Annotated in this window: 15 protein-coding genes and 5 tRNA genes; 2 read left to right on the forward strand and 18 right to left on the reverse strand. The window is 54.6% G+C overall.

Annotation, left to right across the window (positions count from 1 at the left end):
- Positions 1 to 81: 81 nt before the first annotated feature.
- The 4 genes from nadD to leuS are packed head-to-tail and all read right to left on the reverse strand — an operon-like array spanning position 82 to position 4,979.
- On the reverse strand, positions 82 to 762 hold the full coding sequence (nadD, locus tag EPE01S_RS12180) for a nicotinate-nucleotide adenylyltransferase (RefSeq protein WP_062745331.1): 681 nt from the start codon (positions 760 to 762) through the stop codon (positions 82 to 84).
- On the reverse strand, positions 755 to 1,786 hold the full coding sequence (gene holA, locus EPE01S_RS12185; RefSeq protein ID WP_062745333.1) for a DNA polymerase III subunit delta: 1,032 nt from the start codon (positions 1,784 to 1,786) through the stop codon (positions 755 to 757). The genes nadD and holA overlap by 8 nt, the downstream gene beginning before the upstream one ends.
- On the reverse strand, positions 1,783 to 2,382 hold the full coding sequence (lptE, locus tag EPE01S_RS12190; protein WP_062745336.1) for an LPS assembly lipoprotein LptE: 600 nt from the start codon (positions 2,380 to 2,382) through the stop codon (positions 1,783 to 1,785). The genes holA and lptE overlap by 4 nt, the downstream gene beginning before the upstream one ends.
- 14 nt (positions 2,383 to 2,396) lie before the next feature.
- Positions 2,397 to 4,979, reverse strand: a complete 2,583-nt coding sequence (gene leuS, locus EPE01S_RS12195; RefSeq protein ID WP_062745338.1) for a leucine--tRNA ligase — start codon at positions 4,977 to 4,979, stop codon at positions 2,397 to 2,399.
- Between the two features lie 217 nt (positions 4,980 to 5,196).
- On the opposite strand from leuS, the gene EPE01S_RS12200 reads away from it, so the two are divergent.
- Positions 5,197 to 5,679 (forward strand): zinc ribbon-containing protein, encoded by a 483-nt coding sequence (locus tag EPE01S_RS12200; protein ID WP_062745340.1) that lies wholly within the window; start codon positions 5,197 to 5,199, stop codon positions 5,677 to 5,679.
- Between the two features lie 109 nt (positions 5,680 to 5,788).
- Here EPE01S_RS12200 and EPE01S_RS12205 read toward each other — a convergent pair whose 3' ends face one another.
- From EPE01S_RS12205 to miaB, 9 genes are all read right to left on the reverse strand, one after another.
- Complete coding sequence (locus EPE01S_RS12205; protein WP_062745342.1) at positions 5,789 to 6,514, reverse strand: amino acid ABC transporter ATP-binding protein; 726 nt, start codon at positions 6,512 to 6,514, stop codon at positions 5,789 to 5,791.
- A complete protein-coding gene (gene gltK / locus EPE01S_RS12210) occupies positions 6,515 to 7,192 on the reverse strand; it encodes a glutamate/aspartate ABC transporter permease GltK (protein ID WP_062745345.1) in 678 nt (225 codons plus the stop codon).
- Positions 7,192 to 7,923 (reverse strand): amino acid ABC transporter permease, encoded by a 732-nt coding sequence (locus EPE01S_RS12215; RefSeq protein ID WP_062745348.1) that lies wholly within the window; start codon positions 7,921 to 7,923, stop codon positions 7,192 to 7,194. The genes gltK and EPE01S_RS12215 overlap by 1 nt, the downstream gene beginning before the upstream one ends.
- Positions 7,924 to 8,117: 194 nt before the next feature.
- Positions 8,118 to 9,029: an amino acid ABC transporter substrate-binding protein gene (locus tag EPE01S_RS12220; RefSeq protein WP_062745350.1), complete on the reverse strand. Its 912-nt coding sequence runs from the start codon at positions 9,027 to 9,029 to the stop codon at positions 8,118 to 8,120.
- Between the two features lie 466 nt (positions 9,030 to 9,495).
- On the reverse strand, positions 9,496 to 11,031 hold the full coding sequence (gene lnt, locus EPE01S_RS12225) for an apolipoprotein N-acyltransferase (RefSeq protein ID WP_062745352.1): 1,536 nt from the start codon (positions 11,029 to 11,031) through the stop codon (positions 9,496 to 9,498).
- A 7-nt stretch (positions 11,032 to 11,038) separates the two neighbouring features.
- The gene (gene corC, locus EPE01S_RS12230; protein WP_062745354.1) at positions 11,039 to 11,917 is read right to left on the reverse strand and encodes a CNNM family magnesium/cobalt transport protein CorC; all 879 of its coding nucleotides are present in this window, start codon (positions 11,915 to 11,917) and stop codon (positions 11,039 to 11,041) included.
- Between the two features lie 90 nt (positions 11,918 to 12,007).
- Positions 12,008 to 12,475, reverse strand: coding sequence for an rRNA maturation RNase YbeY (gene ybeY / locus EPE01S_RS12235; RefSeq protein WP_062745356.1), 468 nt, complete (start codon positions 12,473 to 12,475; stop codon positions 12,008 to 12,010).
- Positions 12,472 to 13,533 (reverse strand): PhoH family protein, encoded by a 1,062-nt coding sequence (locus EPE01S_RS12240; protein ID WP_062745358.1) that lies wholly within the window; start codon positions 13,531 to 13,533, stop codon positions 12,472 to 12,474. The genes ybeY and EPE01S_RS12240 overlap by 4 nt, the downstream gene beginning before the upstream one ends.
- 202 nt (positions 13,534 to 13,735) lie before the next feature.
- Positions 13,736 to 15,160 (reverse strand): tRNA (N6-isopentenyl adenosine(37)-C2)-methylthiotransferase MiaB, encoded by a 1,425-nt coding sequence (miaB, locus tag EPE01S_RS12245; RefSeq protein WP_062745360.1) that lies wholly within the window; start codon positions 15,158 to 15,160, stop codon positions 13,736 to 13,738.
- Positions 15,161 to 15,353: 193 nt separating this feature from the next.
- Between miaB and ubiF the strand changes: the two genes are divergently transcribed.
- Positions 15,354 to 16,532 carry a 3-demethoxyubiquinol 3-hydroxylase gene (gene ubiF, locus EPE01S_RS12250; RefSeq protein WP_062745362.1) on the forward strand — a complete coding sequence of 393 codons (1,179 nt, stop codon included), beginning with the start codon at positions 15,354 to 15,356 and terminating at the stop codon, positions 16,530 to 16,532.
- Between the two features lie 110 nt (positions 16,533 to 16,642).
- Here ubiF and EPE01S_RS12255 read toward each other — a convergent pair.
- From EPE01S_RS12255 to EPE01S_RS12275, 5 genes are all read right to left on the reverse strand, one after another.
- Positions 16,643 to 16,717, reverse strand: a tRNA-Gln gene (locus EPE01S_RS12255).
- Positions 16,718 to 16,783: 66 nt separating this feature from the next.
- A tRNA-Gln gene (locus EPE01S_RS12260) sits at positions 16,784 to 16,858 on the reverse strand.
- A gap of 7 nt (positions 16,859 to 16,865) precedes the next feature.
- Positions 16,866 to 16,942 (reverse strand) — tRNA-Met (locus EPE01S_RS12265).
- A 47-nt stretch (positions 16,943 to 16,989) separates the two neighbouring features.
- Positions 16,990 to 17,064 (reverse strand) — tRNA-Gln (locus EPE01S_RS12270).
- 22 nt (positions 17,065 to 17,086) lie between these two features.
- Positions 17,087 to 17,171: transfer RNA gene (locus EPE01S_RS12275), tRNA-Leu, on the reverse strand.
- Positions 17,172 to 17,229: the final 58 nt, after the last annotated feature.

Genomic DNA, 17,229 nt, shown 5'->3' on the forward strand with positions numbered 1-17,229 from the left:
CTGAAGTTATCGCATGTTTACCCGTAAAGCGGTGTCGACAACCGTAACAGTGTGTATTTTCGGGCCTGAAACCCGTAAAAATTAGCGGCGCAGTATATCACGCTGTTGTCGCTTTCGATATAAACCCTCGCGATCGATAAAATCGCTAACGGCCGGAGGCAGTAAGTCCGCGTCAGAGAGGCCCTGATGACGACGAGCGCGGATTTCGGTCGCAGAAATATTCATCAGCGGTGTTTCTGCCAGGAAGATGTTCCCGGCCGGAGACTGCTGCAGTGCTTGCGCGTGCGGAGTACGGTGGCTGTCCAGCCATTTCTGCAGCGCCGGTGTTTCCATCTCACTGCGATAACCGGGGCGCTGACAGACCAGCAGGTGGCACAGTGACAGCAGATCCTGCCAGCGGTGCCACTTATGTAACGTTAGCAGGGAATCCTGACCGATGATAAACGCCAGCGGCTGGGTGCTTCCGCGTTCAGCACGCAGGGCAGCCAGCGTCTCAATCGTGTACGACGGGGTGTCACGCTGCATTTCCCGCAGGTCAAGGTCAAACAACGGGTTACCGGCGATGGCCAGTTTCACCATCGCAACACGCTGCGCCGGGGTAGCTTCTGGCTGTGGACGGTGGGGAGGCACATTATTAGGCAACAGTGTGACCTTCGCCAGACCGGCCACCTGCGCCAGGGCTTCAACCGGCCGAAGATGGCCATAATGAATCGGATCAAAGGTGCCGCCAAACAGCGCATGGAGCGCAGGAAGGTCAGACATCACAAAAGCTCGCCGGAAATGACGGATGACACAAAACCAGCGCAAGGGTTTCCAGTTCAGACCAGACGGACTGTCCGTAATCCTGCTTCAGCGTCAGCTCAATCTGCATCAGTAGCCGCACCGCCTGCGTGATCTGTGCTGCGCTCAGACGCTGTAAGGCGTCACTGAACAGCGTGCGGCGGTTTTGCCATACACGGTGCTGATCAAACAGCGTACGCAGGGGCGTTTGCGCCATTTGACGCTGCAGCGTCACCAGCAGCAGCAGGTCACGCTGCAGTGTACGCATCAGGATCACCGGTTCGCTATCTTCCGAATGCATCTGGCGCAGAATATGCAGCGCTCGTTTACTCTTCCCGGCCAGCAGGGCATCAACCCAGTGGTAAGGCGTAAAGTGTGCTGCATCGTTCACTGCCTGTTCAACACGTGGCAGTGTCAGTTTCCCATCAGGCCACAGTAGCGACAGCCTTTCCAGCGCCTGGGACAGAGCCAGCAGGTTACCTTCATAGCAGTAGCAAAGCAGCTGGTTCGCGGCATCATCCAGCGTTAACTGGTACTTTTTCGCCCGTGCAGAAACCCAGCGGGGCAACTGCGCCTGCTCCGGGGTCTGACAGGGCACTGTCGCCCCCTGGGCGCTTAACGCTTTGTACCAGGCACTGTTTTCCTGCGCTTTGGTCAGTTTCGCGACACGCAGGATCAGCAAAATATCGCTGTGGAGCAGCGTCGAGAGCGTCAGTAGCTGTTCGCTCATTACGGCACTGGGCCCGTTGTCCGGCAGGGTCAGCTGTAGCGTCTGTCGGCTGGCAAACAGGCTCAGGGCCTGACAGATGGCAAAAATATCCTGCCAGTCAGTGCCCGCTTCCAGTGTCACGCTAAAGTGCTCGGTAAAACCCTGCTGCTGTGCGGCGGCACGGATGGCATCCTGTGCTTCCTGCAGCAACAGCGGTTCATTACCGCTCAACAAATAACAGGCGCGCAGCCCCTCACGGAGTTGCGCGCTGAGTTGCTCAGGGTAAATCCTGATCATCGCGTGTAAGAGCTGTCCGACATGCTGCTCGTGTCAGCGGGCATACGGTCAACCGCGGACGGCGTGCTGTCGAGCGTATTAATGGATGGATCATCCTCTGCGGCGTGTACGGTGAGTAATTTACGCACCAGCTGTTGCACGGCCTGAGTACGCATCTCATTAATGATGATCTGCTGCTCAGAATCTTTCGCCAGGGCTGCCAGCGGATTATCAAAGAATGAACGGTACACTGTCGCGCTGATTGGGTAGATCCCTTTATTAGGCACCAGTACCTGCGCGTTCACGGTCATCATCATTGAATATTCTGCCGTTTTACCGTCCTGGAATATCGACGCAGTGTCACGGCCCTGAGTCACGCCCATCAGACGCAGGGAGGGGATATCCTTACGATCTCCTGGCTGATCGACAATGGTCACGTTGTTCAGACGCAGCTGTTCACGAACGGTACGCGTGAGCGGGCCATACGGATCAGAGGTGTCCAGGATCAGCGTTTTCATTTCCGGCGGCACCGAGGTGGTGCCGCGCAGGTGATAACCACAACCTGCGGTGATTAACACCGCGAGGGTAAGAAATACAGAGACTATCGGATGTCGCACAATTCCTCCTGACATCAACCGACGACCAGGTTAAGCAGCTTGCCCGGTACGTAAATCACTTTACGAATGGTGACCCCATCAAGATATTTGGCCACCAGATGCTCCTGCGCAGCACGAGCCTGCACCTGTTCCTGGTTAGCGTCAGCCGCCACGGTGATTTTACCGCGCACTTTACCGTTAACCTGTACCACGACCAGCAATGAATCTTCCACCATCGCGGCGTCATCCGCTTGTGGCCAGGAGGCGTTATCGACATCGCCTGTTCCACCCAGAGACTGCCACAGCACGAAGCAGGCATGAGGGGTGAACGGGTTCAGCATACGCACCACAGCCAGCAGCGCTTCCTGCATCAACGCACGATCCTGTTCGCTCTCCTGCGGAGCACGAGCCAGCTTGTTCATCAGTTCCATAATCGCCGCGATCGCGGTGTTGAAGGTCTGACGGCGGCCGATATCATCGGACACTTTGCTAATCGTTTTGTGCAGATCGCGACGCAGGTTTTTCTGATCTTCTGTCAGCGTATCAAGGTCGAGGGCGACAGTCGGGCCTTTCTGCGTGTGTTCGAAGGCCAGTTTCCAGACGCGTTTCAGGAAGCGGTTTGCCCCTTCAACGCCGGACTCTTGCCACTCAAGCGTCATTTCAGCCGGCGATGCAAACATCATAAACAGACGCACGGTATCGGCACCGTAACGTTCAACCATAATCTGCGGGTCGATGCCGTTGTTTTTCGACTTCGACATTTTGCTCATCCCGGCATACACCAGGTCGTGTCCGGCAGCGTCACTGGCTTTAACAATACGGCCTTTTTCATCACGCTCCACGGTAACATCAACCGGAGAGACCCAGTTACGCTCGCCGCTGGCACCCAGATAATAGAAGGCGTCAGCCAGCACCATCCCCTGGCACAGCAGACGCTTCGCAGGCTCATCTGAATTCACCAGGCCTGCGTCGCGCAGTAATTTGTGGAAGAAGCGGAAGTAGAGCAGGTGCATAATGGCGTGTTCGATGCCACCAACATACTGATCCACAGGCAGCCAGTAGTTCGCCGCTGCCGGGTCGAGCATCCCTTTATCATAGTCCGGGCAGGTATAACGTGCGTAATACCATGAGGACTCCATAAAGGTATCAAAGGTGTCGGTTTCACGCAGGGCAGGCTGACCGTTAACGATGGTTTTGGCCCATTCAGGATCGGCTTTAATTGGGCTGGTAATGCCATCCATGACCACGTCCTCCGGCAGGATCACCGGCAACTGATCTTCTGGCGTCGGCATCACAGTACCATCTTCCAGCGTCACCATCGGAATCGGTGCGCCCCAGTAGCGCTGGCGTGAAACACCCCAGTCGCGCAGACGATAGTTAACTTTGCGCTCACCCACGCCGATATCAGCCAGCTTAGTGGCAATCGCATTGAAACCGTCTTCATAGGACAGACCGTCAAACTCGCCGGAATTAAACAGCGTGCCTTTTTCGGTCATTGCCGCTTCGCTCAGATCCGGTGCGCTGCCGTCAGCGGCAAGGATCACGGGTTTGATCTGCAGACCGTATTTGGTCGCAAATTCCCAGTCACGCTGGTCATGTCCAGGAACAGCCATAACGGCACCGGTGCCGTATTCCATCAGCACAAAGTTGGCGACCCAAACCGGGACGTCTTCACCGGTCAGCGGGTGTTTCGCAAACAGGCCGGTGGCCATGCCTTTTTTCTCCATCGTGGCCATTTCGGCTTCAGCCACTTTGGTATTACGGCATTCGGCGATAAAGTCGGCCAGGGCTGGATGAGTGGCGGCGGCCTGGGCTGCCAGCGGGTGTCCCGCCGCTACCGCCAGGTAGGTCACGCCCATAAAGGTGTCAGGACGCGTGGTATAAACACGCAGCTTTTCCTGACTGTTGTTCACGTCAAACTCGATCTCCACCCCTTCAGAGCGGCCAATCCAGTTGCGCTGCATGGTTTTCACCTGCTCAGGCCAGCTTTCCAGCGTGTCGAGGTCATTCAGCAGTTCATCGGCATAGTCGGTAATTTTGACGAACCACTGTGGGATTTCTTTGCGTTCAACTTTCGTGTCACAGCGCCAGCAGCAGCCATCGATCACCTGCTCGTTCGCCAGCACCGTCAAATCGTGCGGACACCAGTTCACCGCAGAAGTCTTTTTGTAGACCAGACCTTTTTCATAGAGTTTGGTGAAGAACCACTGCTCCCAGCGATAGTATTCTGGCTGGCAGGTCGCCAGTTCACGGTTCCAGTCATAACCAAAGCCCAGCAGTTTGAGCTGGTTCTTCATGTAGTCGATGTTGGAATAAGTCCAGGGAGCCGGAGCCGTGTTGTTTTTCACCGCCGCCCCTTCCGCCGGCAGGCCGAAGGCATCCCAGCCGATTGGCTGTAATACGTTTTTACCCAGCATACGCTGGTAGCGGGAGATGACATCGCCAATAGTATAGTTGCGCACGTGGCCCATGTGCAGGCGTCCGGAAGGGTAGGGCAGCATGGAGAGGCAGTAATACTTCTCTTTACCTTCTTCTTCGGTCACTTTGAACGTTTGCTTATCATCCCATTGCTGCTGGACGTGGGATTCTATCTCTTCCGGGCGATATTGCTCTTGCATAGTAGCCAGTGGTCCTTTCTATAAATTTTTTTCGTGTTCGTTCAGATCCGCATAGCATAGCTGATCCGCACCCGGCGCAACAACAGTAAGCGTCCTGCCGGAGGGCATTTCTCTGTAAGCTGTAATCGAGGCGGCAATTTTTAGTGTGAAAACACGGAAGTTTTTCAGTTACAACTAGAATGAGAAGAAACGCGTTCGTTATCAATAAGGAGAGTCTATGAACAAGGTTGCTCAGTATTATCGTGAGCTGGTGTCTTCCCTGACCCAACGCATTGAACGCGGGGAGCGGGATATTGATGCCCTGGTGGAGAGTGCCCGTCAGAGGATGAATAATCGCGGTGAATTAACCCGAAGCGAAATTGATGATGTCAGCCGTGCCGTACGGCGTGACCTAGAGGAATTTGCGCGCAGCTATGCGGAAAATCAGGAAGAACTCAGCGATAGCGTGTTTATGCGGGTGATCCGCCAGAGTATCTGGAAAGAGCTGGCCGATATCACCGACAAAAGTCAGCTGGAGTGGCGTGAAGTTTTCCAGGATTTGAATCATCACGGTGTTTATCAAAGTGGCGAAGTGGTGGGGCTGGGGAATCTGGTGTGTGAGAGCTGTCAGTTTACCCGGGCGATCTACACGCCGGAAGTCCTGACTCGCTGTCCGGAATGCAACCACGATCAGTTTGTTCGCCAGCCATTTGAGCCTTGATGTGTGCGTCGATATAAAAGCAGATTTTCTGTTTCCGCCCCGGTGATAACAACACATTCTGTTTCTGCTGGGGCGGGCCTACTGTATTGGCCCGCCCGCGCAGTCAGTGTTAATGCAGGATTTTGGCGAGGAAGTCTTTGGCACGTTCGGACTGTGGATTATTAAAGAACTCGTCTTTCGGTGAGTCCTCAACAATCTTCCCTTCATCCATAAAGATCACCCGGTTGGCGACCTTACGCGCAAAGCCCATTTCGTGTGTTACCACCATCATGGTCATCCCTTCATTCGCCAGCTCAACCATCACGTCCAGTACCTCGTTGATCATCTCCGGATCCAGCGCGGATGTTGGCTCATCGAACAGCATGGCGATAGGATCCATACACAGCGCACGGGCAATGGCCACACGCTGCTGCTGGCCTCCGGAGAGCTGGCCCGGGAACTTATTGGCATGAGCACTCAGTCCAACGCGTTCCAGCAGCTTCAGGCCTTTTTGCCGCGCTTCCTCTTTGTCACGCTTCAGCACTTTAACCTGTGCCAGCGTGAGGTTTTCAACAATGGACAGATGTGGGAACAACTCGAAATGCTGGAACACCATGCCGACTTTAGAACGAAGCTGGGCGAGGTTGGTCTTCTTGTCATTAACCGGCGTGCCGTTCACCTCAATCTGCCCTTTCTGGATAGGCTCAAGGCCATTTACCGTTTTTATCAGCGTCGACTTCCCGGAACCTGAAGGGCCGCACACCACCACTACTTCCCCTTTTTTGACTTCGGTTGAGCAGTCGGTCAGCACCTGAAAGTGACCATACCACTTAGAAACATTTTTCAGGGTAATCATTTAAGCAGTCCTTTTTTTCTTTAAATAGCTGACCAACAGCGAAGCGCTAAGGCTGATAACGAAGTAAATTGCACCGGCGAACAGCACCATTTCAATCTCAGTACCGTTATTGACGCCAATGGTATCTGCCGTACGGAAAAAGTCCGCCAGGCTCAGGACATACACCAGAGAAGTATCCTGGAACAGGACGATGCCCTGGGTCAGCAGCAGCGGGACCATGGCACGAAATGCCTGCGGCAGGATGATCAGGCGCATCGACTGCCACTGGGTCATCCCCAGTGCCAGTGCGGCGCTGCCCTGGCCACGGGCGATACTTAATATTCCCGCGCGGATGATTTCTGAATAATAGGCGGCCTCAAACAGGGAAAAAGCGACCATCGCAGAAATCAGGCGAATGTCCGTTTTGGGCGACAGACCCAGCACCTGCTGCAGGAAACTCGGCACCACCAGATAGAACCACAGCAGCACCATAACCAGAGGTACCGAGCGGAACAGGTTGACATAAATTTTGGCAAACCAGCTGATGGGTTTGAAGGAGGAGAGGCGCATGACCGCCAGCAACGTGCCCCAGATAATGCCGAAGATTACTGCGGTAACGGTAATTTTTAGCGTAACGACCATACCCGCCCACAGGTAGGGGAGGTTGGGGACGATAGTACTCCAGTCAAATTCGTACATTATTTGCCCCCCGGCAGTCGGACTTTACGTTCTACCAGCCCCATCAGCAGCATAATCACCGCATTGATGGCGATATAGGCCAGAGTAATGGCCGTAAACGATTCATAAGCGTGTGCAGAATAGTCGAGCAGTTTGCCTGCCTGAGCTGCCATATCCACCAGACCTATTGTGGAAGCGATGGCGGAGTTTTTCACCAGGTTAAGCATTTCCGAAGTCATCGGTGGCACAATGACCCGGTAGGCATTCGGCAGTAACACATAACGATAGGTTTGTGGCAGTGTCAGCCCCATCGCCAGGCCGGCATTTTTCTGACCACTTGGCAGGGACTGAATGGCGGCACGAACCTGTTCGCATACGCGGGCAGCGGTAAACAGACCCAGGCACAGAACCGAGCAGGTGAAGAACTGGATATTGGGGTCGATTTCCGATTTGAACCACATGCCAAGTCCTTCCGGCAACAGCTCCGGCACCACCAGATACCAGATAAAGAATTGCACGATCAGCGGTACGTTACGGAACAGTTCAACGTAACAGGTCCCCAGACCGGCAAGCAGACGGTTGGGAACGGTACGCAAAATACCAAACAGGGAACCGACAAAGAGGGCGATAATCCAGGCACAAACGGAGACGGCAATGGTGACCTGAAAGCCGGACCACAGCCAACCGAGATAGGTTGTATTACCGAACGGGGCCTCCTGCAGGAATATTCCCCAGTTCCAATCAATAGACATAAAACACTCCGGTAAAAAAAGGGTAGCGATTGCTACCCTGAAGATTGATGAAAGGCTCTGTTGTGCTCCCCGGGGAACGACCGGTTTACACCTTCGTCAGGCGTCAGCGCTTAAGCGCTGTCCACCTGACTGTGTCTGTCCGAGCCTGTGTTCAGCAATCATGGGGCAGCACAGGCCGCCCCTGTTTCTCGTTATTAATTCATTGCCTTGTCGTTCGGCGATTTGAACAGGGCTTTCATATCGTCAGAGAGATCGAAGTCCATGGTCATATTTTTTGGTGGAATGGGCTGTTTAAACCATTTGTCGAACCATTTAGCCGCTTCGCCGGTCGTCTGCGCTTGCGCAATGGTGTCATCCATCAGTTTTTTGAATTCACCATCGCCTTTACGCAACATACAGCCGTAGGCTTCATGGGATTGTGGCGTGCCGAGAATTTCCCAGTTTGCAGGTTTCTTGGCTTTAGCACGTTCACCGGCCAGCAGAGCATCATCCATCATAAAGGCCACAGCGCGGCCGCTTTCCAGCGTACGGAATGAATCTCCATGGTCTTTCGCACTGATGATGCGCATGCCCATTTTTTTCTCATCGTTCAGCTTGTTCAGCAGAATTTCAGAGGTTGTGCCTGAGGTCACTACCACGCTTTTACCTTTCAGGTCGCCGAAGTCTTTAATGGCACCGCCTTTCTTCACCAGCAGGCGCGTACCGACCACGAAGATGCTGTTGGAGAAGCTGGCCTGTTTCTGGCGCTCCAGATTGTTGGTGGTAGAGCCACACTCAAAGTCGTAGGTGCCGTTCTGCAACAGCGGGATACGATTCTGAGAGGTGATTGGCAGCATTTTTACCTGCAGATCCGGTTTATTCAGTTTTTTCTTGATCGCGTCAACAATCGCGTTGGAGTAATCCTGGGAGTAGCCCACAACTTTCTGCTGATTGTCGTAATAGGAGAACGGGACGGAGGATTCACGGTGGCCAACGACAATCACGCCGTTTTTGGCAATTTTTTCCAGGGTAGACGCCTGCTGCTGTGGTGCCGCGTCCTCGGCCTGGGCGATACCAGAGGCGAATCCTGCCAGTGCAAGGCAAAGCCCCAGTTTCCGTAATTTCATGTTCCAACTCCTTTGCAGTAGTGGCGCGAAATAAAGCGACGCCGACGTGATGTGATGTGTGTATATCCTGCTATTTATCTGTTTTATTCAAAATTAAAGCGGGTGCCATTCCCCAATAACATAGCTGAATGTTAATGGCGTGAAACGAAAAAGTTTCTTTTTTGCGATGTACCCCGCACCAATCAGGTGCGGTTTTTTAGCAATGCTCCGCAAAGGGGCAATAAATGCGCCATGGCGGGGCGTGAATCTTTTCGTAACGACTTGATACGGGAGTGCCACACGTTTACACGGAAATATTTTGCAATCATCGTGCCAACGGCGGTTTTTAAGAAGAAGTGCAGCATAAGCTGTGGCGGAAAGAGAACGGGAGCGGGGGAGAATGATTGCCGGTACGAATGCCCCGCTGACCATTTTCGTTCAGCGGGGCAGCAGCGGTCGGGCAGAAAAGCGCGCCGACCTCTTCAGGTTACCTGCGGCGTAAACGCCAGCGGCAGAACATGCCGACAATAGCGAACACGAAAGCGATACTCCAGATCCCCCAGTTACCCATGCGGGCATACGGGGTTAATCCACTGGTCGGTGTCACTTTTGCTGATAACACTTCCGCTTTGAACTGCGGAATGATGTGAGCGATATCACCATGGGCGTCCACCACGGCAGTCACGCCGTTGTTGGTACTGCGCAACAGGGGACGGCCCAGTTCCAGCGCACGCATCTGCGCCATTTGCAGGTGCTGCCATGGGCCAATGGAGTGACCAAACCACGCATCGTTCGAGATAGTCAGCAGGAAGTTGGTGTCCGGTCTGAAGTTATCCCGTACCTGTTGCCCGAGGATAATCTCGTAACAGATGGCGGCAGTCAGGTTATAGCCTGCTACCTGAAGCTGCGGCTGCACATAGCCGCCCCGGCTGAAAGAGGACATCGGCAGGTCAAACAACGGGGCCAGTGGACGCAGTAGCGTTTCCAGCGGAACGAATTCGCCAAAGGGTACCAGATGATGCTTCTGGTAACGATTGTTGCTTAAGTAGCTGTAAGGTTGCGGACCGCCGAGCACGATAATCGAGTTGTAATCGTGGTAGCGATTGTCTTCCAGACGGGAGTCAACGATGCCGGTTACCAGGCTGCTGCCCGCCGCACGCAGTTGCTCATCCACCGCCTTAAGAAACGGTTGCTGGCGGGTTTCAAGGTCAGGAATGGCAGACTCTGGCCAGATGATAATGGGGGCTTTGCCGACAAACGGGCGGCTCAGGGCCGTATAGGTTTTCAGGGTATTAACCAGCTGGTCCGGATCCCACTTCATCGCCTGCTCGATATTCCCCTGGACCAGCGCTACCTCAACCGTCCTGTCGGGTAAAGGCTGGAACCAGCTGATATAACGCAGGGGCCAGGGCAGCAGTAGCAGCGCAAGCGCCGCCAGGCCGGCGACCAGGCGGCGCTGCAGCACGGCATAAACGGCCAGTCCGGCAATAATCATCAGCAGGAAGGTAATGGCTTCCACGCCCACTATCGGGCCCAGGCCTTTCAGCGGGCCGTTGATCTGGCTGTAACCAAACTGCAACCACGGGAAGCCGGTCAGCACCCAGCCACGCAGGAACTCAGTGAGCTGCCACAGGACCGGAGCCGCCAGCGCCAGACGCAGCAGAGAAGTTTTTGGCGTCAGGCGGTTCAGCAGCGCAGCGAACAGCAGGGTATACAATGACAGATAGGCTGCCAGCAGTATCACCAGGAACACATTGACCGGGCCAGGCATACCGCCAAAGGTGGCGATACTGACATATACCCAGTTGACGCCGCTGCCAAACAGGCCAAAGCCCCAGGCAAAGCCAATGGCACTTGCCTGGCGGGTGGTGCGATTCAGGGTAAGCGCCTGCAAACCAAACAGGGACACCAGGGCTGCGGGCCAGACATCATAAGGCGAGAAAGAAAGGGTGCCAATGGCACCCGTTATTAGCGCTAATAGCAGGCGAACCCGCTGGCGCTGGAACAATGACGCAATTGCCATAGATGGATTACTCTTCCAGAGTCGGTTGCGGCGAATTTTCCGGGATTTTGACATGGACCTGAATAATGCGGCGGCTGTCTGCCATCGCCACTTTAAACTGGTAGCCATCGATCTCAATACTTTCACCACGCGCTGGCAGATGGCCGAAGCCCTGCATCACCAGACCGCCGATGGTATCCACCTCTTCGTCGCTGAAATGGGTATTGAAGACCTCGTTAAAGTCTTCGATCGGTGTCAGTGCCCGAATGGTGTAGGTGTGGCGGCTCAGTTGACGGATGTCACGATCTTCTTCATCGTCGTATTCGTCTTCGATTTCTCCGACGATCAGTTCAAGAATATCCTCAATCGTCACCAGGCCTGAGACACCGCCGAATTCGTCAATCACAAGCGCCATATGATAGCGCTGTGAGCGGAACTCCTTCAGCATGCGGTCTACGCGCTTACTCTCCGGTACCACTACCGCAGGGCGCAGTACCTTTTCCATACTGAACGGCTCAGATCCACTGCTCATAAATGGCAGCAGATCTTTGGCCATCAGGATGCCTTCAACATGGTCCTTGTCCTCGCTGATAACCGGGAAGCGTGAGTGAGCAGATTCAATAATAACCGCCAGGCACTCTTCCAGAGTCTGGTTACGCTTGAGCGTGACCATCTGGGAGCGGGGGATCATAATGTCTCTGACACGCTGTTCGGCGATATCCATCACCCCCTCCAGCATATCTCTGGTATCCGGGTCGATCAGGTCATTTTGTTCAGAGTCCCGAATCAACTCCAGCAGGTCATCGCGGTTCTTAGGCTCACCGTGGAACAACTGGTTGAGCATCAGCGTGAAAAATCCCTTTTTGCTACTGGGACTGTCATTGTTTTGTGAATGGTCATCGCTCATGGCGTTTTTGAGTTTGTCTCTCTATTAACAGGATCGGCTGCCCCGGTAGGGTCAAGGGCAGGCGGAGTGGCTGGCGAACCAGCCGGGTCGTTATTCTTTCTCCGAAATGTACGGATCGGGGTAGCCAAGAGCAAGCATTATCTCGGTCTCCAGCGATTCCATCTCTTCGGCTTCGTCATCTTCAATGTGATCATACCCTAAAAGGTGCAGGCTACCGTGGATCACCATGTGCGCCCAGTGCGCCTCAAGCGCCTTTTCCTGCTCTCTGGCTTCCTGTTCAACCACCTGGCGGCAGATGATTAAATCCCCGAGCAGGGGCAGTTCAATGCCCGGGGGAGCCTCAAAGGGAAAGGACAGCACGTTAGTCGGTTTGTCTTTACCGCGATAGGTATGATTCAGCTCATGGCTTTCTGCCTCATCGACCACACGAATGGTGACTTCACTTTCGGGCTGGAACTGCGGCAGGACGGCTTCCAGCCAGCGCTGAAAGTCTGCTTCGGTGGGCAGGCCCTGTTCGCTTTCACAGGCGAGCTGCAGATCCAGAATCACATTACTCATTGCTTCTCCTGTGAAGCCTGCTGGGCGGCAAGGGCTTCACGTTTACGTTCTTCGGTCTGGGTATCGCGCCGCTTTTGATCGGCGGCTTCCCAGGCTTCATAGGCCACAACGATGCGCGCCACGACAGGGTGGCGTACCACGTCTTCACTGTGGAAGAAATTGAAACTCAGTTCGTCCACCTCAGATAATACTTCAATCGCATGGCGCAGGCCGGATTTCAGGTTGCGGGGCAGGTCAATCTGCGTCACGTCACCGGTAATCACGGCTTTTGAGTTAAAGCCAATGCGCGTCAGGAACATTTTCATCTGCTCGATGGTCGTGTTCTGGCTTTCATCAAGAATGATAAACGCATCGTTGAGCGTGCGGCCACGCATGTAGGCCAGCGGTGCCACTTCAATAACGTTACGTTCGATCAGCTTCTCGACACGTTCAAAGCCCAGCATTTCGAACAGTGCATCATACAGAGGGCGCAGGTACGGGTCGACTTTCTGACTGAGATCGCCCGGCAGGAAACCCAGTTTTTCACCGGCTTCAACGGCCGGCCGGGTCAGCATAATGCGACGGATCTCCTGGCGCTCCAGGGCATCGACCGCTGCGGCAACGGCGAGATAGGTTTTACCCGTACCCGCCGGCCCAATACCAAAGGTTACATCGTGGTCGAGGATATTAGCGACATACTGCGCCTGGTTTGGTGTGCGCGGTTTGATGACTCCACGCTTGGTTTTGATGTGAATGGCTTTGCCAAACTCCGGCACGCTGTCGGCCGTCTGTTCCAGCACACCGCTCTCTTTAATCGCCAGGTGTATCTGCTCAGGGTCAATATCCGGAATGTGTCCCCGCACCGGGGCGGTATCAACATACAGATGACGCAGTATATCAACAGCGGCATGAACGCTTAATGCACGGCCCACCAGTTTAAACGCATTCTCGCGGCGATTAATTTCAATGCCCAGTCGGCGCTCTAACTGTTTGATGTTGTCATCAAACGGGCCACACAGGCTCAGCAGTCGGGCATTATCAATCGGTTCCAGGGTTACTTCACGTGTTTCAATGTTCAAACTAATCCTTTGGGTCACACAGGGCCAGGTTGAGAAATGGATGGCAGACCTGGCATAAGTGCCAGCGCCATAAAGGAAGTATTTATGGCAGCACGCAAAGCTGCAAGCGTTGGGGTGGATATTTGGGCGCGGCTTTCAGAAACCAAGTGTAACGCAATGAAATGATACGGCGAACCGGGAAGGCTCGCCGGAGGATAAGCGGTCAGGGCTGGAAAGTACCGACGCCCAGCTCGTTCTCTTTGCGCGTGCGTGCAATAACGGATTCCGGGGTTTCGATAGTGCGCAGGCCCATCTGATCTTCGCCACGGATGAAAATACCGCGCAGCGAGTTGGCATACACGTCGACGATTTCGACGTCAACAAACTTACCAATGTGCTCCGGCGTGCCTTCAAAGTTGACGACGCGGTTACAGCCGGTGCGCCCGGAGAGTTCCATCACGTTCTTACGCGATGTCCCTTCCACCAGGATGCGCTGTACGCTGCCGAGCATCCGGCGGCTCCAGGCCATCGCCTGCTGGTTGATACGATCCTGCAGGATGTACAGGCGCTGTTTTTTCTCGTCTTCAGAGACATCATCCGGCAGGTCGGCTGCGGGCGTCCCGGGGCGGGCAGAGTAGATAAAACTGTAGCTGGTATCAAAATTGATCTCGCCGACCAGTTTCATGGTCTGCTCGAAATCCGCCTGGGTTTCGCCGGGAAAACCGATGATAAAGTCAGAGCTGATATGAATATCAGGGCGCGCAGCCACCAGTTTACGGATGATCGCTTTATATTCCAGCGCCGTGTGGGCACGTTTCATCAGTGTCAGAATACGGTCCGCGCCGCTTTGCACCGGCAGGTGAAGGAAACTCACCAGCTCTGGCGTATCGCGATAGACCTCAATGATATCGTCAGTAAATTCGATCGGATGGCTGGTGGTAAAGCGGATGCGATCGATGCCGTCTATCGCAGCAACCAGACGTAGCAGTTCTGCAAAAGAGCAGATACCCCCATCGAAGGTAGCGCCGCGATAGGCGTTAACGTTCTGACCCAGCAGGTTCACTTCGCGTACCCCCTGGGCAGCCAGTTGGGCTATTTCAAACAGAATATCATCTGAGGGGCGACTGACTTCCTCTCCGCGCGTGTAAGGGACGACGCAGAAGGTACAGTATTTATTACAGCCTTCCATGATGGAGACAAACGCAGTAGGGCCCTCGGCACGGGGTTCAGGCATCCGGTCAAACTTTTCGATTTCCGGGAAACTGACGTCCACCACCGGGCTTTTGGTGCCACGTACGGTGTTGATCATCTCCGGCAGACGGTGCAGTGTTTGCGGACCAAAGACAATATCCACGCAGTTCGCACGCTGGCGCAGCTGATCGCCCTCCTGAGACGCGACACAGCCACCGACCCCAATGATGACATTGGGGTTAGACTCTTTTAGTTTTCTCCAGCGACCGAGCAAAGCGAAAACCTTCTCCTGGGCCTTTTCTCGAATCGAACAGGTGTTGAGCAGCAGGACATCGGCATCTTCTGCCGCGTCGGTCAGGGTATACCCGTGGGTGCTGTTTAACAGGTCTGCCATTTTGGATGAATCATACTCATTCATCTGACAGCCCCAGGTTTTAATATGCAGTTTTTTTGTCATCGACTTGCCATTTGTCATGCAGAAAGGAGTGCGGGGCGCGTATTGTAGTGGTTCGCTGCCCGTGGCAGCGGTGTCGCGGCGATCTGTTTGTCGCAGAAAAATCCGGTACACTTAACAACGATCAGGATAACAGAATTCTGCCGGTGAGGTGTAGTTGCAGAGCACGTATGATACGGCCGGTGAAGGAAAAAAAATGACGGAATTAAAGCAAAAAGTAGATGTGGCCATTGTCGGTGGTGGCATGGTCGGTGCCGCGCTGGCCAGCGGGCTGGCGCAACATGGCTTCAGGGTGGCAGTGCTGGAAAAGGAAGCTCCGCCGGAATTCGATGCAGCCAGTCATCCTGACGTGCGCATTTCAGCCATCGGGGCGGCCTCGGTGGCGTTACTGAAGCAGCTGGACGTCTGGCCCACCGTACTGGGGATGCGGGCCGTTCCTTACCGCCGGCTCGAAACCTGGGAGTGGCAGAGTGCCCAGGTGGCTTTTGACGCCGAATCGCTGGGCTTACCCGAGCTTGGCTATATGGTTGAAAACAGCGTACTGCAGCGCGCGCTGTGGCAGCGTCTGCAACAGCAGGACATCCGCCTGCTGTGTCCGGCGCGCCTGCGCGATCTCCAGCCGGTAAACGGGGGATGGCAGCTGCGGCTGGATAATGAGGATACGCTGACCGCACGGCTGGTGGTGGGGGCTGACGGCGCGAATTCCCAGGTCCGGCAGCTGGCAGGTATTGGCATCCACGGCTGGAACTATGCTCAGTCATGTATGTTGATCAGCGTACGCTGTGACCGGGACGCCGGGGATGCAACATGGCAACAGTTTACGCCGAAAGGTCCCCGTGCCTTCCTGCCTTTGTTTGACCGTTGGGCTTCGCTGGTGTGGTATGACAGCCCGGCGCGAATTCGCCAGCTGCAGGCGATGTCCATGCCTCAGTTGCAAAAAGAGATTCAGGCGAACTTTCCGGCGCGTCTTGGCAGGGTTACCCCGGTGACTGCCGGTTCATTCCCGCTGGTTCGTCGTCACGCCACGCGCTATGTACTGCCGGGGCTGGCACTGGTGGGCGATGCGGCTCATACCATTAACCCGCTGGCCGGGCAGGGCGTCAATCTGGGCTATCGTGATGTTGATGCGTTAATCAGCGTGTTAAGTGAGTCGCGTCTGCGCGCGGAGGACTGGGCATCCACGCCAGTGTTGCAGCGCTATCAGCGTAAACGGCTGAAAGATAATCTGCTGATGCAGAGCGGGATGGATCTGTTTTATTTTGCGTTCAGTAATCAGTCGGCACCGTTGAAGATCGTCCGTAATCTGGGGCTGATCGTGGCGCAGCATTCCGGCGTGTTAAAACGTCAGGCGTTAAGGTATGCATTAGGATTGTAGTCAGGGTGAGATAACGGGGTGGCCAAAACAGAGGTCGACCCCTGCCCAAGCGTATTTCAGAGGTTATTTCAGACGTAAAAAAGCCCGCAAAAGCGGGCTTCTTTACTTTGTGGCTGGGGTGCAGGGATTCGAACCCCGGAATGCTGGTATCAGAAACCAGAGCCTTACCACTTGGCGACACCCCAATTTTTTTGCGACTGGCGAACCAGGCGTCTTTTTCTTTGCGACTCGTACTACCAGCCGTCTTTATATGGCTGGGGTGCAGGGATTCGAACCCCGGAATGCTGGTATCAGAAACCAGAGCCTTACCACTTGGCGACACCCCAATAAAATTGGTGGCTACTACGGGAATCGAACCTGTGACCCCAGCATTATGAGTGCTGTGCTCTAACCAGCTGAGCTAAGTAGCCTAATTTTACTGCTTTACTATCCTAACACATTTCTTACTGCTTAAAAATGGCTGGGGTACCTGGATTCGAACCAGGGAATGCCGGTATCAAAAACCGGTGCCTTACCGCTTGGCGATACCCCATCCGTGCAAACCGCGTTGGAAATGGTGCGGGAGGCGAGACTTGAACTCGCACACCTTGCGGCGCCAGAACCTAAATCTGGTGCGTCTACCAATTTCGCCACTCCCGCGCAAAAAAGATGGTGGCTACTACGGGAATCGAACCTGTGACCCCAGCATTATGAGTGC

This window comes from Erwinia persicina NBRC 102418 (assembly GCF_001571305.1).
Taxonomy (GTDB): Bacteria; Pseudomonadota; Gammaproteobacteria; order Enterobacterales; family Enterobacteriaceae; genus Erwinia; species Erwinia persicina.